Annotated in this window: 23 protein-coding genes and 1 tRNA gene; 7 read left to right on the top strand and 17 right to left on the bottom strand. The window is 58.5% G+C overall.

From position 1 onward, the window contains the following. Positions 1 to 17: 17 nt before the first annotated feature. The 3 genes from LU684_RS10790 to LU684_RS10780 form a co-directional block, all read right to left on the bottom strand. On the bottom strand, positions 18 to 1,685 hold the full coding sequence (locus LU684_RS10790) for an FMN-binding glutamate synthase family protein (RefSeq protein WP_232894635.1): 1,668 nt from the start codon (positions 1,683 to 1,685) through the stop codon (positions 18 to 20). 230 nt (positions 1,686 to 1,915) lie between these two features. Then, on the bottom strand, positions 1,916 to 3,283 hold the full coding sequence (locus LU684_RS10785) for an ATP-binding protein (RefSeq protein ID WP_232894634.1): 1,368 nt from the start codon (positions 3,281 to 3,283) through the stop codon (positions 1,916 to 1,918). A gap of 1 nt (position 3,284) precedes the next feature. After that, entirely contained in the window at positions 3,285 to 4,007 is a 723-nt protein-coding gene (locus tag LU684_RS10780) for a response regulator (RefSeq protein ID WP_232894633.1), read from the bottom strand. 140 nt (positions 4,008 to 4,147) lie between these two features. On the opposite strand from LU684_RS10780, the gene LU684_RS10775 reads away from it, so the two are divergent. Further along, on the top strand, positions 4,148 to 6,445 hold the full coding sequence (locus LU684_RS10775; protein ID WP_232894632.1) for a TonB-dependent siderophore receptor: 2,298 nt from the start codon (positions 4,148 to 4,150) through the stop codon (positions 6,443 to 6,445). Between the two features lie 127 nt (positions 6,446 to 6,572). On the opposite strand, the gene LU684_RS10770 is transcribed toward LU684_RS10775, so the two are convergent. Together LU684_RS10770 and LU684_RS10765 are read right to left on the bottom strand one after the other, a co-directional pair. Then, the gene (locus LU684_RS10770; protein WP_024717587.1) at positions 6,573 to 6,779 is read right to left on the bottom strand and encodes a DUF3079 domain-containing protein; all 207 of its coding nucleotides are present in this window, start codon (positions 6,777 to 6,779) and stop codon (positions 6,573 to 6,575) included. Between the two features lie 51 nt (positions 6,780 to 6,830). Continuing rightward, complete coding sequence (locus LU684_RS10765; protein WP_232894631.1) at positions 6,831 to 6,989, bottom strand: Abi family protein; 159 nt, start codon at positions 6,987 to 6,989, stop codon at positions 6,831 to 6,833. Between the two features lie 220 nt (positions 6,990 to 7,209). Here LU684_RS10765 and LU684_RS10760 point away from each other — a divergent pair, with 220 nt between their 5' ends. After that, positions 7,210 to 8,847, top strand: a complete 1,638-nt coding sequence (locus tag LU684_RS10760; RefSeq protein WP_232894653.1) for a GGDEF domain-containing protein — start codon at positions 7,210 to 7,212, stop codon at positions 8,845 to 8,847. A gap of 185 nt (positions 8,848 to 9,032) precedes the next feature. On the opposite strand, the gene LU684_RS10755 is transcribed toward LU684_RS10760, so the two are convergent. Continuing rightward, entirely contained in the window at positions 9,033 to 11,549 is a 2,517-nt protein-coding gene (locus LU684_RS10755; protein WP_232894630.1) for a DEAD/DEAH box helicase, read from the bottom strand. A gap of 3 nt (positions 11,550 to 11,552) precedes the next feature. Further along, entirely contained in the window at positions 11,553 to 12,479 is a 927-nt protein-coding gene (locus LU684_RS10750) for a HamA C-terminal domain-containing protein (protein WP_060518056.1), read from the bottom strand. 1,316 nt (positions 12,480 to 13,795) lie between these two features. Between LU684_RS10750 and LU684_RS10745 the strand changes: the two genes are divergently transcribed. Both LU684_RS10745 and LU684_RS10740 read left to right on the top strand, forming a co-directional pair. Then, positions 13,796 to 14,026, top strand: coding sequence for a DUF4160 domain-containing protein (locus LU684_RS10745; protein WP_081237919.1), 231 nt, complete (start codon positions 13,796 to 13,798; stop codon positions 14,024 to 14,026). Beyond that, on the top strand, positions 14,014 to 14,466 hold the full coding sequence (locus tag LU684_RS10740) for a DUF2442 domain-containing protein (RefSeq protein WP_060518055.1): 453 nt from the start codon (positions 14,014 to 14,016) through the stop codon (positions 14,464 to 14,466). The genes LU684_RS10745 and LU684_RS10740 overlap by 13 nt, the downstream gene beginning before the upstream one ends. A 251-nt stretch (positions 14,467 to 14,717) precedes the next feature. On the opposite strand, the gene LU684_RS10735 is transcribed toward LU684_RS10740, so the two are convergent. From LU684_RS10735 to LU684_RS10725, 3 genes are all read right to left on the bottom strand, one after another. Beyond that, the gene (locus LU684_RS10735; protein ID WP_060518053.1) at positions 14,718 to 15,182 is read right to left on the bottom strand and encodes a hypothetical protein; all 465 of its coding nucleotides are present in this window, start codon (positions 15,180 to 15,182) and stop codon (positions 14,718 to 14,720) included. A 69-nt stretch (positions 15,183 to 15,251) separates the two neighbouring features. Beyond that, a tRNA-Thr gene (locus LU684_RS10730) sits at positions 15,252 to 15,327 on the bottom strand. A 98-nt stretch (positions 15,328 to 15,425) separates the two neighbouring features. Beyond that, positions 15,426 to 15,674, bottom strand: a complete 249-nt coding sequence (locus tag LU684_RS10725; protein ID WP_060518051.1) for a hypothetical protein — start codon at positions 15,672 to 15,674, stop codon at positions 15,426 to 15,428. A gap of 569 nt (positions 15,675 to 16,243) precedes the next feature. Here LU684_RS10725 and LU684_RS10720 point away from each other — a divergent pair. Next, positions 16,244 to 16,534: a DUF3077 domain-containing protein gene (locus LU684_RS10720; RefSeq protein WP_232894629.1), complete on the top strand. Its 291-nt coding sequence runs from the start codon at positions 16,244 to 16,246 to the stop codon at positions 16,532 to 16,534. Between the two features lie 275 nt (positions 16,535 to 16,809). On the opposite strand, the gene LU684_RS10715 is transcribed toward LU684_RS10720, so the two are convergent. The 5 genes from LU684_RS10715 to LU684_RS10695 all read right to left on the bottom strand — a co-directional run bounded on the left by LU684_RS10715 (position 16,810) and on the right by LU684_RS10695 (position 21,116). After that, entirely contained in the window at positions 16,810 to 18,015 is a 1,206-nt protein-coding gene (locus tag LU684_RS10715) for a methyltransferase (protein WP_232894628.1), read from the bottom strand. Positions 18,016 to 18,142: 127 nt separating this feature from the next. Continuing rightward, a complete protein-coding gene (locus LU684_RS10710) occupies positions 18,143 to 18,832 on the bottom strand; it encodes an ABC transporter permease (RefSeq protein WP_016497592.1) in 690 nt (229 codons plus the stop codon). Then, complete coding sequence (locus LU684_RS10705; RefSeq protein ID WP_016497593.1) at positions 18,832 to 19,524, bottom strand: ABC transporter permease; 693 nt, start codon at positions 19,522 to 19,524, stop codon at positions 18,832 to 18,834. Before LU684_RS10705 ends, LU684_RS10710 begins: the two co-directional genes overlap by 1 nt. A gap of 54 nt (positions 19,525 to 19,578) precedes the next feature. Further along, positions 19,579 to 20,331, bottom strand: a complete 753-nt coding sequence (locus LU684_RS10700; protein ID WP_016484495.1) for an ABC transporter substrate-binding protein — start codon at positions 20,329 to 20,331, stop codon at positions 19,579 to 19,581. Positions 20,332 to 20,342: 11 nt separating this feature from the next. Beyond that, positions 20,343 to 21,116, bottom strand: a complete 774-nt coding sequence (locus LU684_RS10695; RefSeq protein WP_016484496.1) for an ABC transporter ATP-binding protein — start codon at positions 21,114 to 21,116, stop codon at positions 20,343 to 20,345. Between the two features lie 639 nt (positions 21,117 to 21,755). Between LU684_RS10695 and gabP the strand changes: the two genes are divergently transcribed. Next, complete coding sequence (gene gabP, locus LU684_RS10690) at positions 21,756 to 23,141, top strand: GABA permease (protein ID WP_016484497.1); 1,386 nt, start codon at positions 21,756 to 21,758, stop codon at positions 23,139 to 23,141. A gap of 177 nt (positions 23,142 to 23,318) precedes the next feature. Here the strand turns inward: gabP and LU684_RS10685 are convergent, their stop codons facing one another. Continuing rightward, positions 23,319 to 23,762, bottom strand: coding sequence for a hypothetical protein (locus LU684_RS10685; protein ID WP_016484498.1), 444 nt, complete (start codon positions 23,760 to 23,762; stop codon positions 23,319 to 23,321). 131 nt (positions 23,763 to 23,893) lie between these two features. On the opposite strand from LU684_RS10685, the gene LU684_RS10680 reads away from it, so the two are divergent. Further along, the gene (locus tag LU684_RS10680) at positions 23,894 to 24,430 is read left to right on the top strand and encodes a hypothetical protein (protein ID WP_016484499.1); all 537 of its coding nucleotides are present in this window, start codon (positions 23,894 to 23,896) and stop codon (positions 24,428 to 24,430) included. Positions 24,431 to 24,435: 5 nt separating this feature from the next. On the opposite strand, the gene ppk2 is transcribed toward LU684_RS10680, so the two are convergent. Continuing rightward, entirely contained in the window at positions 24,436 to 25,416 is a 981-nt protein-coding gene (ppk2, locus tag LU684_RS10675; protein WP_060518043.1) for a polyphosphate kinase 2, read from the bottom strand. Positions 25,417 to 25,523: the final 107 nt, after the last annotated feature.

The raw sequence follows: 25,523 nt of genomic DNA, 5'->3' as shown, positions 1-25,523 counted from the left end.
CATCGAACAGCCCTGGCTTATGCCGGGGCTGTTTCTTTTCGGCGCACGGTTTTTGCTGCAACGGGCATCAGTTCTCCTGTCTCCGGCGCAAAACTGTCGCTACGCGCCATCCGCCACATCCGCGCATAAAACTCGCTTTCAATCGAGCCACTGAGCAATTCGCCTGGCTTGAGGAACGTGTGCAGGTCCGAAAACAACCCGATTTCGCTGGGGCTGACGCGCCGGGCCAGGTGCTTGGGCTTAAGCTCCGAAGGGTGCTCCAGGCCTGCCGCGGCCAGCATTTCGGCCAGTGCGTGCAGCGTGTTGCGATGGAAGCTGGCCACCCGTTCGGCTTTGTCTGGCACCACCAGGGCGCGCTGGCGCAGTGGGTCTTGCGTGGCCACGCCGGTCGGGCATTTGTTGGTGTGGCAGCTTTGCGACTGGATGCAGCCAATGGCAAACATGAACCCGCGTGCCGAGTTGACCCAGTCAGCGCCGATGGCCAGCACGCTGGCAATGTCGAAAGCACTGACGATCTTGCCCGCAGCGCCAATGCGAATGCTGGAGCGCAGGTTCAGGCCAACCAACGTGTTATGCACGAACATCAGGCCTTCGCGCATGGGCACGCCCATGTTGTCGCTGAATTCGCGTGGTGCCGCGCCGGTACCGCCTTCCTTGCCATCTACAACGATGAAGTCCGGGGTGATACCGGTGGCCAGCATGGCTTTGGCAATGCCCATGAACTCCCACGGGTGGCCCAGGCAGAACTTGAAACCCACAGGTTTGCCGCCCGACAGCTCGCGCAGGCTGGCCACAAACTGCAGTAACTCGACCGGTGTGCGGAAGGCGCTGTGCGCTGCCGGTGAGATGCAGTCCTCACCTACGCGCACGCCACGGGTTTCGGCGATTTCAGGGCTGACCTTGTGCCCCGGCAAGATGCCGCCGTGGCCCGGTTTGGCGCCCTGGCTGAGTTTGATCTCGATCATCTTCACCTGTGGCGAGCGGGCCTGTTCGGCAAAACGGTGCGGGTCGAAACGACCGTCCGCCGTACGGCAGCCGAAGTAGCCGCTGCCGATTTCCCAGATCAGGTCGCCGCCGTGCTCACGGTGGTACGGGCTGATGCTGCCTTCGCCCGTGTCGTGGGCAAACCGGCCCATGCGCGCGCCGCGGTTGAGGGCCGCGATAGCGTTGGCGCTGAGCGCGCCAAAGCTCATGGCCGATATATTGAAGATCGAGGCCGAGTAGGGTTGGCGGCATTGTGGCCCGCCAATGGCGATGCGAAACGATGCCGGGTCAGGCGTGGCCACTGGCAGCATCGAATGGCTGATGAATTCGAACCCGGGCTTGTAGGCATCGTTGAGCGTGCCGAAGGCTTTCTCGGCGCTTTCGTTCTTGGCGCGGGCATAGACCAGCGAGCGCTGCGAACGGGAGAACGGCAGCTTGTCGTCGTCACCCTCGATCAGGTACTGGCGGATTTCCGGGCGGATGGTTTCGATCAGGTAGCGGATATTGCCGAGGATCGGATAGTTGCGGCGCACCGCATGGTGGCTCTGGCGCAAGTCGTTGAGCCCGACCAGGCTGAGCAGGGCAGTGATCAGTGTGATTGGCCAGAGCCAGGCATGTTGGGGCAGCAGCGGCAGGCTGGCGAAGGTGAGCAACAGGCAGATGGTGAAGCAGGCGTAGCGGCTGGGCAGAGAGTGATTCATGGGTCCATCGCAGGCAGGATGACCGGGCATAGGATAGGCAAAGGCGGGGGAGGGAAAACCTGGGTAATCGGTAAAAGACTGTTACCTGATTGCGCAGTCCCATGTTGTGGGAGCGGCCTTGTGTCGCGATGGGCTGCGCAGCAGCCCCAGGTATTGGTGTCACGGCACAAACCGCCGGGGCTGCTGCGCAGCCCATCGCGGCACAAGGCCGCTCCCACAGAAAAATAGCGTTAGCCAGGCAGCAGTATGCTGACCCGCAACCCACCGCCCTCGCGGTTCGACACCCTCAGCTCACCACCATGGCTGGCGGCAATCCGCTGGGCAATGCTCAACCCCAGCCCATACCCGCCGGATGCCTGGTTGCGCGACCCTTCACCACGCACGAACGGATCGGTAATGGTTGCCAGCAGCTCCGGCGCGACCCCAGGCCCGCGGTCGTCGATATGGATGAACACTCCACTTACCGCCCGTTCCAGCGTGACCGAAACATGCTTGGCGTAGCGCAACGCATTCACCAGCAAGTTTTGCAGGCAGCGCTGCAACAGCAAGGCATCTACCCGCAAACTACCCACCTGGCCGTGCACCGGAAGGGGTTCTTCGGCAGTGGCCAGGTCCGCACACTGGCGCGCAACCAAGCGGTCCAGGTCCACCTGCTGCAAATTCTGCTGCTCCCCCGCACGCAGGTAGTCCAGAACCTGGCCGATCATGTCGTCCATCTGCGTGATGTTCTGCCGCAGGCGCTGGCGGTGTTCGTCGTCTGGCAGCCGCTCCAGGCGCAGGCGCATGCGGGTCAGCGGGGTGCGCAGGTCATGAGACACGGCGGCCAGGAAGTAGGCCTTGTCATTGACCATGGCAATCAGCCGCTGCTGCATGGCGTTGAACGCCTGCGCCGCCTGGCGCACTTCTTCCGGGCCATCCAGCGCCAGGGGAGGCTGCTCGAGGTTGCCGCCCAGGCCGCGCGCTGCGTCGGCCAGGCGTCGCAACGGGCGCAGGCACAGGCGCACGGCAATCAGGCACACCAGCAATACCGCGACAATCCGCAGCGCATACACCCGCAACAGGTAGTCGCTGATCAGCACCCAGGCCGATTCGCCACTCCAGCCCTGCAGTTCCTGGCCCTCAATGGTCAGCCAGTGGCCATCGGCCAACGGCACTGCAAACTGGATATGCGCCTGGGCCGTGCGCAGGCCGAACAGGCTGCGCCAGACAATCGGCTGACCGAGTTCATCGGTCAGCCGCACCTTCAGCAGGCGCACGTCCTGGGCATGCCCCAGTTCGTACCTGAGGGCCTGCTGCAGCAACAGCTCGATGCGCCTGCGCCCGCGACGCTCGTCATGCTCCGCCGTGGGCAGGTGCTCAGCGCAGCGCAGCTGGTAATGGGCTGGCGCCTGCAACGTGCCACCGTGGCAGTCGGCCTGGGCAATCAGCGGTGCACTGCGTGCAGCGATCAGCCTCACCGGGGCTTCGAGCACCTGGGCAAAGCGCACATCAAACCAGATGCTGCTCGACATCAACTGGATCAACAGCGTGCCGCTGACCATGATCAGCAGCAACTGGCCAAACAAGGTGCGCGGCCACAGCCGGCGAAGCCAGCGCATGTCAGGCATCGGCCGCGAGGTTGGCGATACTCAGCAGATAGCCTTCATTGCGGATGGTGAGAATTTGCGCGACCCCCGCCGGCGCGCGGCGCAGTTGCTGGCGCAGGCGGCTGACGCACATGTCCACCGAACGGTCGTCGGGCAGGTGGTCGCGGCCAAACGCGCTGCGGGTCAGCTGGTCGCGGGACACTACCCGGTTGTTGGCGTCCAGCAGTTCGCGCAGCACGCGGTAGTCGGAGCGCGGCAGGGTAAGGGTTTCGCCATCCGGGCGGGTGAGCAGACGCTTGACGTGTTCAAGGCGAAAGCCTGCGAACTGCTGGGCATCCACCACGGCGGGCTCGTCGGCGGGGGGATCCAGGCGTTGCGGGCGACGCAGCACGGCCTTGATCCGGGCGATCAGCTCGCGTGGCTCGAAAGGCTTGGCCAGGTAGTCGTCGGCACCCACTTCCAGGCCGATGATGCGGTCCAGCGTGCTGCCCTTGGCCGACAGCATGATTACGGCCAGACCACGCGTCGCTTGCAACTGGCGGCACAGGCTAAGGCCATCTTCACCCGGCAGCATCAGGTCGAGCACCACCAGGTCCACCTTGTGCCTGGCCAGCTGTTCGCGCATCTGTTCACCCTCGGCTGCCGCTAGCACGTTGTAGCCGGCATCGGTCAGGTAATCACAAAGAAGTTCGCGGATCTCGTCGTCATCGTCGACAACCAGCAAGGTCGTGCTCATGCGGAAAAACACCTGTTCGGTGAGGGCCGGTGGCGCTCGTTACGTTCAATTACATCCCCGTACATGTCGGGTCTGGAGCCGGGAGGGCCGATCCCTAGAATCCTAACAAAAAATCATCTGCAAATACGAAGCTTTCCCAAATGAATCCCAAGCGCATCCCGAAAGTGTTCACCCCCATCAGCCAAAGTGGCAGTCGCCTCAAGCCGCTGGCGTTCTTCGTGGCCGTCGCCATCAGTGGCGGGGCCGCAGCTGCCGACGGCAAACCCCTGGAGCTGGACGCCACGCAGATCGAAGACAGCGCTCTGCTGCCGGCCGACGATGCTGGCCAGCTAGGCTATACGGTCGAGAGCACCCGCAGCTCCACAGGCCTGGCGCTGACGCCACGCCAGACGCCGCAATCGGTCACCACCATTACCCGCCAGCAGATGGATGACCGCGACATCCACACCATCGAGCAGGCGCTGGAAACCACGCCGGGGGTAACGGCCAACAAATCCGAGGTGGGTGGGCGTACCGACTACCGTGCCCGTGGTTACTCGATCAGCAACTGGAAGGTCGACGGCCTGCAGACCCAGGGCGGGTCCGATTTCAGTGGCAGCGGCAATGCATTGAACATGGACCTGTACGAACGCATCGACATCGTGCGCGGCGCCAACGGCCTGCTGGGCGGCACCGGCGACCCCTCCGCCACCGTCAACCTGATCCGCAAGGCACCGACCAAGACGTTCGGCGGCAGCGCCTACGCCACTTACGGCAGCTGGGACAAACGTCGCCTGGGTGCTGACCTGAATCTGCCCCTTTCCGAGGATGGCCGCCTGCGCTCGCGCTTCGTGATGACCCAGCAGGACGCCAACTCCTTCCGCGACAACCAGTCCGAGCGCTCTCGCGCCGCGTTGGCCAATTTCGCGTTCGACCTGGACGACGCCACCACACTGGGCGCCGGTTACCAGTATGAATACAACAAGGTGGTGGGCGGCGGCTGGGGCGCGAACATCCCGATCTGGTACCGCGACGGCAGCAAGACCGACTTGCCGCGCAGCACCAACGTGGTGCCCAGCTGGAGCTTTGGCGAGTACACCACCCGTACGGCGTTCGGCTCGCTCGAGCACCGCTTCGACAACGACTGGACGTTGGACCTGAAAGCCGCCCAGGCGACTACCGAGGCCTTGAACCACCGCGGCCTTGCCAAGGTGAACTCGGCTGGGCGCGGCAGCTACGGCGGCTATTGGGACCAGGACGGCAGCGGCGCGGTGCTGAACGGTTTGCACAGCTCCAGCGACACCACCCAGCAGTCGGCGCAGATCGACCTGTCGGGCCCTTTCCAGCTGTTCGGCCGCACCCACCAGGCCATGGTCGGCTACAACGACAGCCGCACCGTCGGCTGGTCGCCCCAGTACACCTGCACCATGGTCGGCGATGGCATGGCCAGCGCACCTGCACTGGGTTGCCAGTTCCGCGCCAATAACGGCTTCCCGGTCACGGACTGGCACAATGGCGTGGATGACGACTACGACCTCATCGCCTCGCGCACCGGCCTTCACAGCAAGACCACCACCCGCCTGCAGGGCATGTACGCCGCCACCCGCCTGAGCATCACCGACCCGCTGTCGGTGATCGTTGGCGTGCGCACCAGCAACTATTCCTCTGTGACCCGCAGCGTGGCTGGCGAGCGCAGCAGCCAGGAAGAAAACGGCATCGTCACCCCCTACCTGGGCGCGGTGTACGACCTCAACGACAACTACTCGGTATACGCCAGCTACACCGACATCTTTACCCCGCAAACCTCTGAAACCAGCAGTGGCAGCAAGGTCGAGCCGATTCGTGGGCAAAGCTACGAGACGGGTATCAAAGGTGAGTGGTTCGATGGCCGCCTGAACGCTTCGGCGGCGTACTTCCGCACCAAGCAGGAAAACAAAGCCGTGCTCGACGGCGACCTGACCACCCCGACTGGCGGCAACGCGTACAAGGCCGGTTCCGGCCAGGAAACCGACGGTATCGACCTGGAAGTTGCGGGCGCCCTGAGCCCCAACTGGAACGTTTACGCCGGCTACACCTACCTGCACTTCCGCCGCGTCGACAGCGACGGCCGCAGCGACCCGTCGCACCTGTTCAAGGCCTCGACCACCTACCGCCTGAGCGGCCCGCTCGACCGCCTGACCCTGGGCGCCGGCGTGACCGCGCAAACCAACATCCGCGCCATTTCTAGCCCGGCTGGCCAGCCCACGAACGGTGTGAGCAATGGGGCCACTGACGTGAACTGGTCCGGTTATGCCATCTGGAATGCCATGGCCAAGTACCAGCTGACCGATGAGACCAGCGTCAGCCTCAACGCCAACAACCTGTTCGACAAGCACTACTACACCCAGTACGGGTTCTATGCCGGGGCCATCTACGGCGACCCGCGTAACTTGTCGGTGACGGTAAGCACCGCGTTCTGACCAACCGTTCCCACAGGTCTGCGCGCGGTCCCTGTGGGAGCGGGCTTGCCCCGCGAACACGGGCGAAGCCCGTGCCATCCACCACAGTGTCGGTTTGGGGGTAAGCCCGCTCCCAACCGGCCCTCTCTCAGCTGGGCTTTGCCGCGTGCCCTGTATCAACCGGCTTCTCCAAATGGCCCTCGAAGCTATCCCAATCTTCGCCAAACAGCTCCACCGGATGCATGGTCCGGTCTGCGCCATTGCCACAGGCTAGCGCCTTGGCAGGGCAGTACAGGTCGCAACCCCAGCAGATACGCTCGGGGTGGCGAGGGTTTGTGGGGAATCTCTTGGCCATGCTCATCCTCCCTCAGGGCTACCTGGTTTGAACGTAAACCCCTGGCCAAGCTTATGGCTTGATCGGCATCAATCTCGCCCCATGCAATGGCCCCATGTGCTTGCTGATGGTGGCACGCGCAGCGACCTCAATCCGTTCGATGGCATCAATGATCAGCAGCAACAAGCGCCGGTCACAATCGTATAGCGTTGTGAGCTCACGCAACCGCATGCCAGGCCTGAAGGTTTGGCTGGCATCATTCGGTATCTGAAATGGGCGCATGTGGGGTGTCGGCAGAAGAAGCTGATTGCTTCAAGAAAAAAGTCAGTCGCTGGTGAGTAGACGTTCTGCCAATACACTGAGGTGAATGTTTTACAATCTTGCGAGCCCCGCCGTGGTGGGCTATCGCAGGGTCGATGATGCACCTTGCTGTATCGCAAAGGGAGTTGCTTTGGAGCACCATTCAACCGGCAAGCGCGGCGTGAGCTACGATCCACCGCAGCGGCGGCAACGCACGCACATCCCTTCCATCATGCGCCGGGTGACGCTGGGCGTTGTGGTCGTCTGGTTGGCACTCGTGGCAAGCCTGGGCGGGTGGATAGCGCAGCGCCTTACAGCACAAGAGCTCGACAACCTGTCGGCAGGCGCCGAATACGAGGCCCAGATTACGGGGCGTGTGGTAGACCGCCTGTTCACCGAGATGGCCAGCGTGGCCAACATGGTGGCCCGTCAAAGCGAGGTGATCCAACTCGCCGCCCGATACCGCCATGACCCACCCGGCTTCGCGGCCCTCACGCGGGAGGAGCGCGCTGCGAATTTCACCCGTGACCCGCTGGTGCGAAGCGTCGGTGATTTCATGGATAGATTGGCCAGCGATCTGCACTATGCCCGTATCTACATGAACAACCTCTCAGACGATACGGTGACGGCCAGCAACTGGGCGGAGTCATTCAGCATCGTTGGCCAGATCTATACGGGCAGGGCCTACCTCGTCGATGCATTGCGCAAGGGCAGTGGTGAAATGTTCGGCATCGCCCGCCTGAACAAAACCCCCTCCTATTTCGTTGCCAGCCGCATCGACGATGCCGACGGCACGCCGCTTGGCTCTGTCACGGTCAAGTTCGATGCCCCGGACATAGCCCTGTACCTGACAGGGCGTCACATAGCCTTGATAGTGAACCGTCAGGGGCGCGTGACCACCGCGTCCAGCGATCCTTTCATGCTGCGTAACGTGGCGGCACTGCTGCCGCCCGATATTCGCCGGCCTCTGGATGGCGACGAAGAGCTGGGCGAGCCCATGGATATCCGCGCTGTGGCAGACGCGGGTCAGGCCAATCAATGGCTCATTGACGGGCACCCTTATCTGGTGCATCGCCAGCCTCTGAACGACGCGCAATATCAGCTGCTGACGCTGGCAAAGCTTGATCACCTGCAGCCGATGCGTCAGCAGTATTACTGGACCGTTGCCTCTGTAGCAGCGCTCGGGTTGATCTTGATCTTGCTCTCCAGCCGTGTGGCCGGGCAGATGCTGTTGCGCCGCCAGGAAGAACGCTATGCGGCAAACTATGACGCGCTGACCGGGTTGAAGAATCGGCGTGCAATCCTGGCTGCCTTGCATCGGCATTTCGCGTTGGCGAAGCGAACGGGGCAGGGGGTGCTGGTGGCGTTTATCGACCTCGATGAATTCAAGGCGATCAACGACACGTACGGGCACGAGGTGGGGGACAAGTTCCTGATCGAAAGCAGCCGGCGCCTGCAGGGTGGATTGCGGGCGTCGGATGAACTTGGGCGCTGGGGCGGCGACGAGTTCGTTGTGATCGGCTTGACCGCTTCGATCCACCCGGACGAAATGGCCAGAACCGCAGCAGCGATGCGCAGGCGGCTGGTGCCGCTGCTTGTTGGTAGCTACGAATTTGACGAATGCCGGTTTGATTATGCGGGGGCGAGCTTTGGTATTACGAGCGTTGATCCGGCTGCGACTTCGCTGCAGGCAGCGCTTAAAGTGGCGGATCAGTTGATGTATGCGGATAAAGAGGTGCGGCGGGGGGGCGGAGGGTTTGAGAGGGGGGCGCACAATGATACTGAATAAAGGCCCCCTTTCCGTGAGCCTTTTTTTAACACTGCGGATTGTGCGGCACCAAGAGTCGAAAATAAGTTTAGCCTATGGAATATAATATTTTTTGATTGAGATATGATTGAGTCTATCCCCATTAGCATCCTAATGAGGACGTTACTCAGTTTTTAGGCCGCTACGGCCCGAAGGAGTAATTTTAATTATTTTCCTATTATGCTTCTAAACTCGTTGAGGCATAGTTTCGGAAGGTCCATGGAGTTAATGTTTATTGTAGAGAAAATCTCCAAGTAGTCTTCAACATCTACTGCATCTGTGTTTCCAATTATTTTTTTTAAGCGAAGTGCTGTAAACCGCGAAAAACCTAGAGACATCAGGCCTAGCTCGACTCGGTTACAAGAACCAAACTCTAAGAAAGTGTGGTATGGAGCCTGCTGAGCGTCGTCTTTTGAAAATCCTCTTTCCAGCAATGCTAGCTCTAAGATGTCTTCATATGCGCTAAGGTACTTAACAAGCCTAAATCTGATTGCGCTTTCGATAACTTTTAGTGTTTGTCTGATTATTGTTGAGGCGCTTTGCTTGTTATCGTCGTGTCTGCGAACAAAGTTCACGCGGTCTCTGAGTATTGATCCAATGGATTTTCCTGTAACCCAGTCGTGTGCGAGATTGCATATAAGATTCCTATATTTTATAGAATCTATAGGTGCATCCCATGAGAAGTGACGACAAACGAGATCGATAGCATTTGACATTCTTTCTTTTCCGCCAGCTTCGAACGGGTGTAAAAGCGAAAGATGGTCAATGCTCAATACTCCAGCTATATGATTGTATAGGTTTTGGAGATGATCTGGTCTTAACGAACGGTGAGCTTCGAGTGTTTCATAAGGGAGCGTGATCTCAAGTGATCTTATATGAATTAAGTTTTTGCTGAAAGTGTCTGCTGTATCTGAGGTACTGTACTTGTCTATCAGTTGTTCATCGTTCGATGCCATGCTTTCATGAAAAAGCTTGCTGAATCCAGCTTCAGCCACCTCTTTATCTTTTTCGTCAGTCAGAGAACGCTTTATAAGCTCCTGAATAATCGTGCCCCCATCGTCCATTATTTTAGCCATGGATGATTTAATTTCTTGTAGAGTATCGCCCTGATAGGACTCGTCGGCCCAACTTTTAGGTCTGATGCACCAAATGTTGCCGTGGAACTCTTGAAGAAGTCTTCCGGCTCTACCTGCCAGATTTAAGAAGTCGGATCGCAGCATCGGGTTTGTGCCGCTATATGGATTTTCAATTACAATATGCTTCGCAGGAAGATTGACTCCTTGCAATAAGGTACTGGTGCAGCATATGTATTTTATTTCTCCAGACCGAAACAGGTCTTCGATGCCAGCTCTTACAATAGAAGGGATATCCCCATAGTGGAACGCTACACCATTTTGAAGACTATTTATCAGTCCGTGCTCTTCGTGGATTTCCCCTTTAATGAAGCTGATAAATTCTTTTATGTTGTTGCTGGGTTCGAAGCTTTTGTTGAGCTTGGAAAGCTCGAGTGCTATTTTTTCAGCATCGCTAGGGTCGTTTGCAAATATTATCGTCGAGTCGTCGTTCTTCGTAATTGCATAGGCTAAGTTCGCCCTTTGTTTGAAAATGCTATCTCTAAACCGAAAGCTTAAATTACGCTCTCCAATTGCAATTTCAAACTTATCCGTAAGCAGCGAAACGTTAACCATGTTTGGTTTTCTGTTTACTTCAGATACTAATAAGATATTTTGTGATACTGGCGATATCGTTTCTGTAAAGAACTGGCCATTGTCGTTGCGATTAAATAAGCTTAGTAGGTATCCAGGGTTTTTAATAAGGGGGCTAGCAAACATGAGCGATGTTTTAGGGTGTTTAGATAGCGCGATCTCGATCGCGTTATGCAACACGATGCCTCGATTTCCTTTCTGAATCTCATGCGCCTCATCTACTATTAGAGTGGAGATTTTTTGTGTGTTGTTTTTTGGTTTTAGGAGAGTTAAAAGTCTTTCTGGTGTGAGTACATAAACAATGCTTTTAAATTTTGATTCTATTTCCAGCGGAAAAGGTGCGGTCCGAACCGTGGTATCGTCTATGTTCTCGCGCTGAATTGTTTGCCGGATGCGGCTCGAAACTTCACTTATCAAGGCTCGTGTTGGGACTATATACACAACGGCTTTTTCTGTGCAGGATTTTAGTCGGCGGGCTAACTCTATGTTTAGGATGAACGATTTCCCCGCTGAAGTAGGTGCGGAGACGCTTAGAGATGATTGCTTTTGTAAGGCCGTTAAAAGTTTGTATTGAAAGTCTGTTAAAAGTATTCCGTCGCTGGTTGAGTTCTCGGCTTCGCGAGCAACTCTTTCCAGTGCTAGTGAAATCGGAATGCTAGGTTGTTCATCATCTGAATAACGATTACGAAGCAGTGTGCGCCCAGGGAAATTCCCTAGTCTGGAAAGTATTATGTCTGCGGCGGGGGTTATGTCAAAAGCGGACTCTTTGCTAGACTCTAGGAGTCTGCTCATTATCTCGTAAGCTAAAATTAAGTCTTTGGGGTCTTCGGATAGGGAAAGCGCAGATGACACGCCGATGAGTTTTTTAATCTCATGCTCCGTAATACTGGCTGGGCTATCTGGAACTGGCAGCAGAGACTCTATGTTTAGTTTGTAAAGCTTTTCTATTTGAGGTTGGAACTGTTCGGCAATATTCATGATTTAGTCCAGGGCTGCATTGAATTCATCGCGAAACTGCTGGACAGATGGGAAAGGTAAGAAAAAAACCTCAAAGTTAAGATGTTTTTTTTCAAAGCCTTTAAATTTCGTGTTAAGTACTTTGGAAATGTTTTTACTCTCGGTAAGCAACATTTCGCGGAATTGACTGGATAGATCGCATTGCTTGATTTTATGAAAGTTTTGATATTCTTTCCAGTTGTAACCGATCAAACATGCATGGTTTATTCGAGCACCAGGGCCGGGTTCGCCTAGCTTAATCAAGTCAACCACTGCATTTTTTGTATTGTCGTCGGCATATTTGAAGTGCTTTGTTATCATTGTGAATTCATGTTTATAAATTTCTTTATCATGGAATTCATTGATGCTTTTTAGAGCGGATGTGATGGCCCCATCAATAGAGCTGTACAGTTTCGATTCGCCGAAATAAAAGTCAACTAACTGATCTTCTTCGCACCACCGCATATGAATGCCATCGGAGCCATTTGACTCTAGCCGTCTATTCGTTTTTAATTCCATTTTTGCGACGATTTGAGGCGCTTTGAGAATTGCTTCTGTTAAGAAGAAAAGAAGAGTCTCGCCAGCCTCGCCAGTTTTATCAGGGTCATCTTCTGAGGTTTCTGGATGTCTGAATAATTTCCGTGCTTCTTTTGTTAATTGTGCTGACTGTCTATTTGTCAGAGTGTCAGGCCTGTTTTTAGATGCTATACAATAGTCAATGATGTATTGGTATAGTAACTCGGCAAGGGCCTTGGACATTGGTCTACCATTTCCATCAAACTTCAGATGATGAATCCGCACGTTTGCTTTAGCTTCATCAATTGTTTCGGTATGCTCGATTACGTCAATGCAGGATTGGTAGTCTAATTCATCTACTGAGACGTAAAGTGATGAGTTTTCTAAACTGCTCAATTGTATTCTTCCTTGATTCGTTAAGTTTTAGTTAGAGCTAGTTATTTGGTTTCCACATTTAGAACTCGACGACCCAATGTGTAACCGCCAACTGGTTCATCCTGACTGGTAATAAGGGTTATCGGATCATAGCCTTGAGAGGTGCTACTGGCCAGCATTCTGCCATCCTTTATGATGCCCAGTGGAATGAGCTGTGTATGGCAGCGGTCCGCTGCGTGATGCGTCGGCACATCTCTTCCAGTCTGCAGCGACTCAATTACGCTAATCCTCTCATCGTAACGACACTGCTACATCCGTGTGGCTCACCAGCAAGCGTACTCTGCGTCACTTGTCGTATTGCGTCGCTCAATTACATGCCGTGGTAGAAACCTCTGCCATCGCTTCTACTCACCAATGCCATGTCGTTCGCCTCATTGTTCTCCGACCCTCGCCCCACGTCATCCCGCCAGGAATGCTGAGTGTTATCAGGGATCAAGGCCCCTGCGACCTGTGGGGAATGTCCACTACGCGGGACTGGCGGCTCCTTACGTCCGGGAGCAAGGGCATCTCATGATCTGGCCTCCTGAGCACCGTTGCCGGTGGGCGGGCGGAGGCAGCACTGGCTGACTAGACCAGCGCCTGAAGATCCTGAGCCGGGTGAACGCAGCAATGCGATGACCGTGGCATGCCTGACTGTCAGTCAGGTGCAGTCCATTCCTTGGTCTGCGGCACCATCATCTACAGCGCTGTTGCTGGTGACATCGGGGTTTGTCACGCCGATTGTCACGAGGGGGAATGCCGCAAAGCCATGTGCGATCAGGGCTGCAGCAGTGGTAGAAGTGCCCGTCTCTTTCCAGAGGAAAGAGACGGGCACAGGTTGGCGCACGATTCGGCCAAGCCGGTAGCTTGCTGCTCGGCAGCAAAGTACGTTGTATCTGGCGCATGAGCGCCATGCGGGTAAGAGTGTCCATCACATGGGGAGTGAACGTACGAGCTGTCGGAAGCGGATCGTACTCGGGCTGCTCCACTGCGGTTACGGTGTGGCTTTTCAAGTTCTAGGTCACATTTTGCTGCCTCGGTAGCATTTGAAATTACCGGTCAACGCTTGTGGACAATGGCGGCCAGGAAATGCAGTTTCAGGTGTTTAGCGCCTGTGGAGAAAACTATTCCTACGTAGTCATCACAGGTTTTCCACAGACCTGCGTGTCCCTGTAGTTTTTATCTAGTTGGCCCTCAGCAGTGTGGCTGCGCGGAACCGCTTCATGCTGTTCTGTGGATATCTCCATAGCCGGTTTGTAGCGGTTGCCGTATCGCCAAATTGGCGATACGATCATGCCATGTCTACCAAATACCGATTTCGCGACAAATACCGCATTGAGCTAAGGGAAAGGGATCATCTACCACCCCACGTTCACCTTACCGGCGGTGGGGTGGACGTGGTGATCAGTCTGGAATCTGTGACTGTTAGCCAAGGCAGGGCACCTGCGAAAGTGGTGCAAGAAGCCCTGGCCTGGGTGGCGGCCAATCAGGCCGATTTGTTGAAGGAGTGGATGAAATGGCATCGATGAAACGTCCCCGTCTGAAGGGTGTACAGCCCCGATCGGGCGCCAGCCTTGAGCTTACCTTTACCAATGGGCAGCATTTCACCCTGGATATGAGCGATGCGCTCAAGACGTATCCTGGCTTGGCGCCGCTGTCCAAGCGCAAAGCGTTTGAAGGCGTCGTATTGGGCGAAGGAGGATGGTCGGTGGAGTGGCCAGCGCTGGATATTCAGATTGGTGCGGATACCCTGCTACTGGATGCGCTTGCCCAAAACGCACCTGATGAAAACACCCGAGTTTTCATTCGCTGGCGTTTGCGGCACCGGATGACGCTCGACCAGGCTGCCGAAGCGCTGGGAGTCAGCGCGCGCAGCATCAGCCGCTACAGCAGTGGTCGTGAAGCGGTACCACGCACATTGGCGCTGGCTTGCCTGGGTTGGGAGAGTTTGGAGCGGAAAGCCGCCTGACAGGGCTTTTTGAGCCCTGTTGGAGTGCTTGAGCTTTCGCTATTCTGGCCTGATATTGCCCGGGGCCGCTTTGCGGCCCATCGCGACACAAGGCCGCTCCTACAGAAGACGCGGCGTGCTTTTGAATCTTTTACTCTGCGCGACGGTGCTGCCTGATAGAGCCACGGGGTGTCGCTATGGGATTGTTGAGGCCGCTCTACGGCCGAGTCGCCACGACGGTTGCCCCGTAGCGTGAGCACGCTCGTTTCCTACTATTTGAGCTGGGCCCTTGCGGTACGTGCCAGGGCCCGATAGTCGTCGATGATGTCTTGCCTGCAATCATCCCCGTATTCTTCGTGAAAATCCCTTTGGAATGGCGCCGCGTCAAGCAAGGCGTACCTCTCATGCCATCCCCCGGGTTGGGTGATGAGCGTGTGAGGGAGAGCTGCATCGAATTGGTCAGCGGTGATATCCAGATTGTGCCCTTCGAGCCTCAGCCAGATGTGCCGTTGCTCCGTATCTGCCTTCAACTCGCCCGTTACCACGTCGATGGCAATGCCCTCGTGCTCCTCACACAGAAACCAAGCCAGCAGTAAACTTGCGAATTCGCAGCAGTTAGTGGGGAACATGGAAAACAGGCCGAACGCAAACCACCGCGGAGGCTTTTGCCGGAACGCCTTTGAGAACGCCGTAGCTGAATGCACAACGTCTTGCGCAAGGCTGGGGGAATCCGCCATTTGAGTCATACCTCCTAGCCGAAAACAAAAAAGGCCCACCTTTCGGTGAGCCTTTTTTGATACTGCGTATGGTGCCGGCACCAGGAATCGAACCCGGGACCTACTGATTACAAGTCAGTTGCTCTACCATCTGAGCTATACCGGCAATGGGGCGTCATTATAACGATCGTTTGGCGCCTGTAAACCACTTCCTTGCGAATGTTCGCAAAAGACCTAAGTCACCGGCCCAAAAGGAGAATTTTCCTACCAGCCGCGGTGGATGGTGTTGACGCTTGGCTCGCTTTTGCCCGGGTTGAAGAACAGCTTGTCGTTGTCGCAGCCGCGCTTGCGGCAGGGGCTTTCGGTGCGCAGGGGCAGGCCGTTGTCGCCGCCCAGTTGCATGCCGGGGTGGTTCCAGCCCAGGTTGCTGTTGTGGTGAGGCGAGGGGCCGTTGGCGCAGCCGGTGATGGCCAGGGCAAGGGTCAACAAAGCGAAGGATTTGGCTCGGGTCACGATGGTCGGGTCCGTTGGTCCATTGTCGGTTCTGGCGCAACGCCAGACGGCCGCGGGGCTGGCGGGCAGCGCGCGACGTCACTTTTTAATGATTTGGGGGGCGGATGATACACCGTTACGGCGGGTGAGCATTAGCCTTGTGTTGTCTGGCATGGCCTCTTCGCGGGCATGCCCGCTCCCACAGGTTTAGTGACTGCCTTGAAAGTGGTGCAGTAATTGTGGGAGCGGGCGTGCCCGCGAAGAGGCCATAAGCTGTATGAAAATTCTGAACCAGGAGGCCAAAAGCTTCAGGGTTTGGAGGGTTCGGAAGTATCCTACGCGCGCTGCCGAAGTATCGCTGTTGTCGGGGAAATGGCTCACAGATACCGTTTGCGGGTCGCTCAGGCGACCGGGTGTGAGAACCCGACTTTGAACGTATCGGCTGCGTAATGGCGACCGTGCGCGGGCAGACCTTGGTCTGGCCGAGCTTCCTATGTTCACTCGGTTTCTCACCTCGTGCACGGTTGCCGCCTTTGTTCCGTGAGAAAGAACGAACACGGCAACTCCTTTTGAACTAGGGAGTTTGAACATTGAAAACGATCGACTCTGATACCCGCAGCCCCAAACCAATCACCACCGCAGGCGTGGAAACCTTCCTTGCAGCCGGTAACCCATCCCTAAATCTGCTTCGCGTTCAACCCGGCGTTCCGGTGGACGCTGCCTACGAGCATGTCTCGATCCTGATGGGCTACATCAAGCACCTGGTGCGCGAGGGGGATATGGAGGATGACCATAAATTCCTGGGGGCTGCCGATTACCTGTGCGACATGGCCAAGGCGCTGATGAACGATATCGAGATCGCCAAAGGTAAGGCGCACTGAGACTTTGAGAGGGGCTGCTTTGCAGCCCTTTCGCGGCACAAGGCCGCTCCCACAAAAGCCGCTTGCGCCAACCATAAGAAATGTTTATGCACAAGTGGCATTGGCGGCTTGCGCGAAAGGCATGCCGCATCGCTACGCCGCTGGTCTTTGCGCAAATGCCTGTTTTTACTGGGCTGCAGCTGCGACCAGGAATAAGCCAAACCCTTGAAATAGCGCTTGGATCCAACAGGTAATCAAAAGCTTGTTCACAGACTTATCCACAGGTTGTGCTGCGGCTAAAGGTCACGTTCCGCGAGTATCAGCAGGTTGCGCGGGGTCAGCGGGTAATCGCAGAACAGGCCCAGGCGTACCTCATAGCCTTGTTCTTCGAGGAACAGGGCGCGATCAAGCACCAGCCACAATTCCAGCGGCCGGCGGAACAGGTTACGTACGCGCTCCAGGTTGCGTACCTCGGCCAGTCGTTGCCACCCGGCTGCTTCCAGGGCGGCCCAGTCCGGGTTGCCGTTCAAGGGCAGTTGTTTGAGGTCGGCCAGGTCGCGGCAGTACTGCTCGTAGGGCTTTTCCAGCCAGGCGACCGGCAGCGACGGCGTTGGCAGGTATTCGCCGGTCTGGCGCTGCTGGCGTTGCAGCAGGTCGAAGCCCAAGCGGCGGGCCATCGAGGTGTCGCGCTGGCGCCGCACGCGGGCGCCGGCAGTGACAGTTTCGCTCAGGGGCAGGCCCAGGTCGTCCAGCGACAGCTGCAGGCTCGATGCTTTCGCGGCTGTGGATAACGCCTGGTAGTGCGGCGCCGCGATGCGGTTGTAGCAGCAGGGGGCTACGGCGAGTTGCCGGCAGCCTTGCTGGCTGGCCAGTTGCATCAGGCGGACGTGCAGGTCGCCACAGGCATGCAGGGCGACCACGCTTTTGTCGCCAGCGAGGTGGCGGGTGCTGTCGCTGGCCATCACATCCTGGTGTACGTGCTGTGCTGGCAAGTGATGGTGGGCGCTCAGTGCCTGGCCGGCGGCAACCAGTTCGGCGTCGTATTCCAGGCAGGTCAACTGCTGGCCGGGTTGCAGCAGGCGACGGCCGAGGTGGCCTTTGCCGGAGCACCAGTCCAGCCAGTGTTGAGGCTGGTGGTGGAAGGTCAGGTGGCTGGCGAAGGCTTCGATCTGCTGCCATTTGCGGCCGGGGACGGCGACGTCCAGGCGGTGGGCGGCAGGTGGCAGGTCGGTTTGAGGGAGGCTGCCGAGGGCGGCGAGCTTTTGGGCTTGTTCGGCCAGTTGTGGGAAGGGCGCGGGCAAGCGGTCAGCGGCGCTGTCGGCTTCGGCGTCTGCCAGGGAGCATTGGCGCAGGTGGGCGGCAAGCTGGGGGTGGGTGGTTTCCCAGGCCAGTTGCAGGGTGGTGAAGGGGCGGGGTTTCCACAGCTGTTGGTGCTCGATCAGGAACTGGTCGAGGGCCTTGAAGCGGGTGCTTAGGTGGTGGCTGTGGAGGTGGCTGGACATGGGTAGATGTGTGTTGGTTTTTAGGGCCTCTTCGCGGGCACGCCCGCTCCCACAGGTATAGTGCACAGGCTAAGCACTGTGCAGTAATTGTGGGAGCGGGCGTGCCCGCGAAGAAGGCCAGGAGATGTCAGCGCCCTTGGCAGGCATCCACACGCAGCCAGCGCTCCAGCAGCTTGAAGCCCTGCACCAGCAAGAACGAGATCACCAGGTAGAACACGCCTGCGGCAAAGAAGATTTCCACCGGCAGGTAGGTACGGGCAATGATGGTACGGGCCATGCCGGTCAGTTCCAGCAGGGTCACGGTACTGGCCAGCGCACTGGCCTTGAGCATCAGGATCACTTCGTTGCTGTACGCCGGCAGGCCGATGCGCGCAGCACGGGGCAGCATGATGTAGAACAGCGCCTTGCCCCGCGACATGCCCAGCGCCCGCGCCGCTTCGATCTCACCTTTGGGGATCGATTGCAGCGCGCCACGCAGGATCTCGGCAATGTACGCGGCGGTGTGCAGGGTCATGGTCAGCACCGTGCACCAGAACGGATCGCGCAGGTACGGCCACAGCGAGCTCGAGCGCACCGCATCGAACTGCGCCAGGCCGTAATAGACCAGAAACAACTGCACCAGCAGCGGCGTACCACGGAAGAAGAAGATGTAGCTGAACGGCACGGCGCGCACGTACCAGTGGCGCGAGGAGCGGGCGATGCCCAGCGGGATGGCCAGGATCAAACCGGCAACCACGGCAATGGCTACCAGCTCCAGGGTCAGGACCGCACCCTCGGCCAGGCGCGGCAGCCATTTGAAGATGACTTCCCAATTCATTATTCAGCCCTCGCAAAGCCGCGAGCGGCGCGTTTTTCCATGAAGTACATGCCGGTCATGGCAATGACGGTCAGGCCCAGGTAGATGCAGGCTGCGACCATGTAGAAAGTGAACGGCTCCTTGGTCACGGTCACGCCGATTTGCGAGTGACGCATGATTTCTTCCAGGCCGATCACCGACACCAGGGCGGTGTCCTTCATCAGGATCATGAACAGGTTGCCAAGGCCGGGCAGGGCGATACGCCACATCTGCGGCAGGATGATCCGCGACAGGATGCGGCCCTTGGACAGGCCCAGCGCCAGGCCCGCTTCACGGTGGCCCTTGGGGATCGCCAGGATGGCGCCACGGAACACTTCGGTGGCGTAGGCGCCAAAGCACAAGCCCAGGGCGATTACACCCGCCGCGAAGGCGCTAAGCTCCAGGCCCGGCATGTTCAGGGCTTCGCCGAGGCTGTTCATCAGCCCGACGGTACCGAAATAGATAAGCAGTACCCACAGCAGTTCGGGCACGCCACGAACCAGGGTCGAGTAGAAGCCGCCAAGCCATTGCAGGGGCTTGAGCGGTGAGGTTTTGGCCAGGGCGCCGAGCAGGCCCAGCACCAGCCCCAGCAGCAAGGCGCAAAGCGCCAGTTTTACGGTCATCAAGGTGCCGGCCATCATGGCCGGACCGAATCCGTGCAGGTCGATATTCATGGGCAGGTCATTTTAGGGACTGGCGCGCCACGTGGGCGCGCCGGTCAGGGCGGGTCATTCGATGCTGAACGGGAAGTACTTGTCGTTGATCTTCTTGTACGTGCCGTCGGCCTTGATTTCTGCCAGGGCTTTGTTCAGCTCGTCGCGCAGCTTGGTGTCACCTTTGCGCACGGCAATGCCGATCTTGTCGCTGTCCATCACCGGCTCGCCCTTGAACTCGAAGTTGGAGCCGTCTTTGCTTTTCAGCCACTCGTACTGCACGTACTTGTCGGCCAGGATGCCGTCGATGCGGCCGGACACCAGGTCCAGGTAGGCGTTTTCCTGGGTGTCGTACAGCTTCACGTCCACGCCCTTGAAGTTGTCTTCAAGGTAGGTGCCGGCCAGGGTTGCACGCTGGGTGCCGATGACCTTGCCCTTCAACGACTCTTTGTCAGTCTTGAAGTCGACGTTTTTCGGCGCGATGAACTGCAGCTTGTTGGAGTAGTACGGCTCGGTGAAGTCCACCGCCTGCTTGCGCTCGTCGGTGATCGACAGCGACGACACCAGGAAGTCGAACTTCTTGGCGTTCAGGGCCGGGATGATGCCGTCCCAGTCGGAGGTGACGACCGAGCATTCGACTTTCATCTTGGCGCACAGGGCGTCGCCGATGTCTTTGTCGAAACCAACCACGTTACCGCTGGCATCCTTGTTGTTGAACGGTGGGTAGGCGGCTTCGATGCCCATGCGCAGTTTTTCTGCGGCCATGGCGTTTGCCGACATCACCAGCGTGGCAGCAGCTGCCAGGAGAAACTTCTTGTATGTGTGCATGTATTGCTCCGTTAGCGGTGGCTTGACATGAATTGCTTGCAACGCGCCGAGTTCGGGTTCTCGAAGACCTGCTGCGGCGATCCCTGCTCTTCGACCAAGCCCTGGTGCAGGAAGACGACTTCACTGGACACATGGCGGGCAAAGCTCATCTCGTGCGTTACCAACAGCATGGTACGGCCTTCTTCGGCCAATGCGCGGATAACGTTAAGCACTTCCTGGACCATTTCCGGATCGAGGGCCGAAGTGGGCTCGTCGAACAGGATCACTTTAGGCTTCATGGCCAGGGTACGGGCAATGGCGGCACGCTGTTGCTGGCCACCGGAAAGCTGGGCGGGGTAGCTGTGGCGTTTGTCGTAGATGCCCACCTTGTTCAGCAAAGCTTCGGCGGCTTCGATGGCCTCGGCCTTGCTCTGGCCGAGCACGCGGCGTGGCGCCTCGATGATGTTGTCGAGGATCGACATGTGCGGCCACAGGTTGAAGTTCTGGAAGACAAAGCCGATTTCGCTGCGCAGGCGGTTGATCTGGCGGTTGTCGGCAGCGACCAGGTCGCCGTTTTTGGCTGCCTTGAGCTTGAGGGCTTCGCCAGCAACCAGGATTTCGCCCTGGTGCGGGTTCTCGAGCAGGTTGATGCAACGCAGCAGGGTGGACTTGCCGGAGCCGGACGACCCCAGGATGGAGATCACGTCACCGTCGCGCGCGGTCAGCGAAATGCCCTTGAGAATTTCCTGCTCGCCGTAGCGTTTGTGCAGATTGCGGATTTCCAGCGCGGGCGTGGCCTGAGCCATGTGCGGTCCTCATGTGTTCGGGTGCGTTCCCAGCTATTGGCGGCCTTCCTGGCGTGCGCCAAGCTAGCATAGCGGCATTATGGCGGCCAACAGGGTTGCCAGGGACTGTGGGCACTGGTGGGGCAGTTTGTCGCATCGCTACAGCGTAACGTCGCGCAGATGTCCGCGAAGGTGTCGCCCAGCACCAGAGCCTTGATGAAAAAAGGCGCGATGGTGCCAGCTTTAGCCCGCTCATGGAAGCGGTTTTGGCCCATTCGAGGGGTAAATCCGACCTTTAGGTCAAAGGTGTTCTCAGGGGGCAGCCTTATCTGTGGACGCGCCACAGGCTAAAGGGTTGTACCTCAAGGTTGCACTTTCTGGCATTGCGGTGGTGCACGGGTGTTACCGAGGAGCACCTTTGGTGCGTTTGTAAGTGGGTATTTCAGTAATCCGATGATTTGGCGTCCTTTCGGTCAAGCCGTGGCCGAAAGCCCTCCAAACCGCGTGCTAAAAGGCCCGTGAAATTTTCTGACGAATGCATTCAGCAGATGGCGCGCTTATTGCCAGTAGGAAACCGCCGATTGCAGCGACGCCTAGGTCAACCCTTGGCGCGCTCCGTACCCGCAGTCGGAGTGGTCCACTCCTTACAAAGGTAGTTTTATGAGCGGTAACAATTCCAATGACCTCGCTCAGGGGCTCAAACAACGGCATGTGACCATGCTGTCCATCGCTGGTGTCATCGGTGCCGGCCTGTTCGTAGGCTCCGGCCACGCCATCGCAGCTGCCGGCCCGGCCGTGCTGCTGGCTTACGCCGCCGCCGGTACGCTGGTCGTGCTGGTGATGCGCATGTTGGGTGAAATGGCGGTCGCCTCGCCTGACACCGGTTCGTTCTCTACCTATGCCGACCGCGCCATCGGGCGCTGGGCCGGTTTTACCATTGGCTGGCTGTACTGGTGGTTCTGGGTGCTGGTGATTCCGCTGGAGGCCAACGCTGCCGCGGCCATTCTGCATGCCTGGTTCCCTGCGGTGGATCTGTGGGCGTTCTCCCTCATCATTACCCTGGCGCTGACCCTGACCAACCTGTGCAGTGTGAAGAACTACGGTGAGTTCGAGTTCTGGTTCGCCCTGCTCAAGGTGCTGGCGATCATCGGTTTCATCGCCGTGGGCTGTGCGGCCATGTTCGGCTTTGTGCCGAGCAGCCAGGTGAGCGGTGCCAGCCACCTGTTCGATACCCAAGGCTTTATGCCTAACGGCCTGGGCGCAGTGCTGGCAGCCATGCTGACCACCATGTTCTCGTTCATGGGTACCGAAATCGTCACCATTGCTGCTGCCGAGTCGAAGGACCCGGGCAAGCAGATCAGCCGCGCCACCAACTCGGTCATCTGGCGTATCTGCCTGTTCTACCTGGTGTCGATCTTCCTGGTCGTGGCCCTGGTGCCGTGGAACGACCCGGCCCTGGCCGAAACCGGTTCCTACCAGACTGTGCTGAGCCGCATCGGCGTGCCGAATGCCAAGCTGATCGTCGACATCGTCGTGCTGATCGCCGTGACCAGCTGCCTGAACTCGGCGCTGTATACCTCTTCGCGCATGCTATTCTCGCTGAGCAAGCGTGGCGACGCCCCGGCGATCGCCCAGCGCACCACCAAGGCGGCAACCCCGCATGTGGCGGTTTTGCTGTCCACTGCAGCGGCTTTCCTTTGCGTGTTCGCCAACTTCGTGGCCCCGGCCCAGGTGTTCGAATTCCTGCTGGCCAGCTCTGGCGCCATTGCCTTGCTGGTGTACCTGGTGATTGCCGTGTCGCAACTGCGCATGCGCGGCCAGCGTGAGGCCCGTGGCGAGAAGATCACCTTCAAGATGTGGCTGTTTCCGGGCCTGACCTGGGCGACCATTGCCTTCATCGTTGCCATTCTGGTGGTCATGGCACTGCGTGAGGATCACCGTGCGGAGATCATCGCGACTGCGTTGCTGAGCATTGGTGTGGTAGCGGCTGGATTGCTGGTACACCGCAAGCGCGAAGCTGCCGGGCGGGTGGCGCTGGACAACTGATCCGCGCTGGCTGTAATGAAAAGGCCGCGCCCTGTAGAGGGTGCGGCCTTTTTTGTTGCCTGTACCGGCCCTATCGCCGGCAAGCCAGCGCCTACAGGAATCTTTGCACTCAGGCCTGTCATGACCCTGTGGGAGCTGGCTGCCGGCGATAGGGCCCTTGCAGGTTAAATGGCCCTGTCAGCCAAACTGCTTCTGCTGTTGCTGCTGCTTGGCCACCAGTTCGGATGCGGTGATGTAGGCAGCCTGGAACTCGTCGCTTTCCAGCCAGGCCATGGTGGCCTCTTCGTCGGCGCCGTCCAGCCATTTGCGGTAGGCGTTGAACACCAGCACGATGTAGTCGGTGGCGTGCTCTTCCTTGTGCCCCTTGAGCACCAGGGCCAGCAGTGGGTCTACCAGGAACACCGAGATCATCGGCACCAGGCCGCCTTCCTGGGCTTCCTTCATCTTCTCGAACATCGCGTCGTAGCTGCCCGACTCCATCGCCTTGTTGTATACCTGCTCGACGCTGGCGCTGTCGCCGGCACTGGGCTTGACCGCCTGGCCGCTACGCACCATGCGGTTCTGCTTGGCCTTGCTGGCGGCGCGCTTGGCGCGTTTCTGTTGCTTGGTAGGGGTGGCCATGGGGGCTTGAGTCCTTGGGTGGTGCTGGAAAAGTGCGTATTGAATCGCAGATGGCAGTGAAACCCAAGCGGCATTGGCGGGTCTGACTCAGGCTGCCGGACATTCGGCATTCGCGCAAAGGACAATCACGGATGAAAGCACCCGTCATGCTCGGCCTGCTGGCCGCGGCTCTTGCCGGCTGCGGCAACATTGCCGCAGTCAAATCTTTCAATACCCCCTACGGCTCGCCCAGTGGCGGTGACACCGCACGCCTGCGGGTAATCGCCGACGGTATGGTACGTGCGGTACCGGAAAAGGACTGTGTGGACTGGTACAGCCCCGGTGCCGGAGTGATTGCGGTACCCACCAAAGGCTTCGCCGACCGCAATGGCGAAACCTTGGGCATGCCGGCCAGTGCATCTGCCCGGGCGGGTGACGCAGTCAGCGAAGTGCTGGTGCCTGCCGGTAAGCCGTTTACCCTGCACTTTCTCGATGGGGGGCGCTCGGCCGGCTATGACACGGTGCAGAACTGCCTGGGCATGTTCTCGTTCGTGCCGCAAAAAGGCGCCGACTACGAGCTGGTGGTGCACGGCTACAGCGCTTGCGGCGGCACGCTCAAGCGCCTGGACAAGGCCGAGGACGTGGCCCGGCGCAAGGCTGATTATTGCAGTGCCATGGCCAACTTCTAGGCCCTTCAGGCTGGTTGGGCGACCAGCTCGTCTTCTTCGAAGCCGCGAGCGGCCTTGCCGACCAGCAGCGCATCCGGGGCGTGGGCCACGCTGTGGTCCTTGCCCGGGTAGTCCAGCGAATGCAGGAAGTGGCGGATGCAGTTGATCCGCGCGCGCTTCTTGTCATCGGACTTGATCACCGTCCACGGCGCATCGGCGGTGTCGGTGTGGAAGAACATCGCTTCCTTGGCCGCGGTGTAGTCTTCCCACTTGTCCAGCGACTTGATGTCGATGGGTGACAGCTTCCAGTGTTTGAGCGGGTCGTCCCGGCGTGAAATGAAGCGTCGCAGTTGCTCTTCGCGGTTCACCGAAAACCAGTACTTGAACAGCAGGATGCCGCTGTTGCACAGCATTCGCTCCAGGTCCGGTGTCTGGCGCATGAACTCCAGGTACTGCAGCGGTGTGCAGAACTCCATCACCTTCTCGACGCCCGCGCGGTTGTACCAGGAGCGGTCGAAGAACACCATTTCACCCGCTGTGGGCAGGTGCTGGATGTAGCGCTGGAAATACCACTGGCCCTGTTCCTGCTCGGACGGCTTCTCCAGTGCGACGATGCGTGCGCCACGTGGGTTGAGGTGCTCCATGAAGCGCTTGATGGTGCCGCCCTTGCCTGCGGCATCGCGCCCCTCGAACAGGATCACCACACGCTGGCCGGTTTCCTTCACCCAGCTTTGTACCTTCAACAGCTCGATCTGCAGCGCGTGCTTGGCCTTTTCGTAGTCCTGGCGTCGCAGGCGTGTGCGGTAGGGGTAGCTGGCCGGCAGGTGGGCCGAGGTGCTGTCTTCGTTGCTGCCCTTCGGGGCGGTGGCAACTTCCAGTGCAGCGGGTTGCTGGCTGATACGGGTGATCGTCGGTTCCGGCTTGCGCTGGCGTGGGCGGCGCGTGCGGACTGGAGTGATGGGGGGTTCGCTGGGGGCGGGGAGCAGGAGGGGGGATTCTTCGCTCATGGAGGTCCTTGCTGGTCGATACGGGTATCCGTCTTCGATTATGAAGGTGAGCGAGTGATGGCTATTTGATGCTGGTCAATGAGCAAATATTACAGACAACAAAAAAC

Origin of the sequence: Pseudomonas sp. NMI542_15 (assembly GCF_021283425.1) — a bacterium.
GTDB classification, from domain to species: Bacteria; Pseudomonadota; Gammaproteobacteria; order Pseudomonadales; family Pseudomonadaceae; genus Aquipseudomonas; species Aquipseudomonas fortuita.
This window is presented reverse-complemented; position numbering and strand designations above follow the sequence as displayed.

What these genes read in the sequence shown, in the direction of transcription:
- LU684_RS10700 (WP_016484495.1), bottom strand. Translation starts at nt 20,331, where the DNA reads ATGCACACATACAAGAAGTTTCTCCTGGCAGCTGCTGCCACGCTGGTG.
- LU684_RS10755 (WP_232894630.1), bottom strand. Translation starts at nt 11,549, where the DNA reads ATGAATATTGCCGAACAGTTCCAACCTCAAATAGAAAAGCTTTACAAA.
- ppk2 (WP_060518043.1), bottom strand. Translation starts at nt 25,416, where the DNA reads ATGAGCGAAGAATCCCCCCTCCTGCTCCCCGCCCCCAGCGAACCCCCC.
- LU684_RS10775 (WP_232894632.1), top strand. Translation starts at nt 4,148, where the DNA reads ATGAATCCCAAGCGCATCCCGAAAGTGTTCACCCCCATCAGCCAAAGT.
- LU684_RS10685 (WP_016484498.1), bottom strand. Translation starts at nt 23,762, where the DNA reads ATGGCCACCCCTACCAAGCAACAGAAACGCGCCAAGCGCGCCGCCAGC.
- LU684_RS10765 (WP_232894631.1), bottom strand. Translation starts at nt 6,989, where the DNA reads ATGCGGTTGCGTGAGCTCACAACGCTATACGATTGTGACCGGCGCTTG.
- LU684_RS10780 (WP_232894633.1), bottom strand. Translation starts at nt 4,007, where the DNA reads ATGAGCACGACCTTGCTGGTTGTCGACGATGACGACGAGATCCGCGAA.
- gabP (WP_016484497.1), top strand. Translation starts at nt 21,756, where the DNA reads ATGAGCGGTAACAATTCCAATGACCTCGCTCAGGGGCTCAAACAACGG.
- LU684_RS10705 (WP_016497593.1), bottom strand. Translation starts at nt 19,524, where the DNA reads ATGAATATCGACCTGCACGGATTCGGTCCGGCCATGATGGCCGGCACC.
- LU684_RS10695 (WP_016484496.1), bottom strand. Translation starts at nt 21,116, where the DNA reads ATGGCTCAGGCCACGCCCGCGCTGGAAATCCGCAATCTGCACAAACGC.
- LU684_RS10770 (WP_024717587.1), bottom strand. Translation starts at nt 6,779, where the DNA reads ATGGCCAAGAGATTCCCCACAAACCCTCGCCACCCCGAGCGTATCTGC.
- LU684_RS10680 (WP_016484499.1), top strand. Translation starts at nt 23,894, where the DNA reads ATGAAAGCACCCGTCATGCTCGGCCTGCTGGCCGCGGCTCTTGCCGGC.
- LU684_RS10710 (WP_016497592.1), bottom strand. Translation starts at nt 18,832, where the DNA reads ATGAATTGGGAAGTCATCTTCAAATGGCTGCCGCGCCTGGCCGAGGGT.
- LU684_RS10735 (WP_060518053.1), bottom strand. Translation starts at nt 15,182, where the DNA reads ATGGCGGATTCCCCCAGCCTTGCGCAAGACGTTGTGCATTCAGCTACG.
- LU684_RS10745 (WP_081237919.1), top strand. Translation starts at nt 13,796, where the DNA reads ATGTCTACCAAATACCGATTTCGCGACAAATACCGCATTGAGCTAAGG.
- LU684_RS10740 (WP_060518055.1), top strand. Translation starts at nt 14,014, where the DNA reads ATGGCATCGATGAAACGTCCCCGTCTGAAGGGTGTACAGCCCCGATCG.
- LU684_RS10790 (WP_232894635.1), bottom strand. Translation starts at nt 1,685, where the DNA reads ATGAATCACTCTCTGCCCAGCCGCTACGCCTGCTTCACCATCTGCCTG.
- LU684_RS10785 (WP_232894634.1), bottom strand. Translation starts at nt 3,283, where the DNA reads ATGCGCTGGCTTCGCCGGCTGTGGCCGCGCACCTTGTTTGGCCAGTTG.
- LU684_RS10715 (WP_232894628.1), bottom strand. Translation starts at nt 18,015, where the DNA reads ATGTCCAGCCACCTCCACAGCCACCACCTAAGCACCCGCTTCAAGGCC.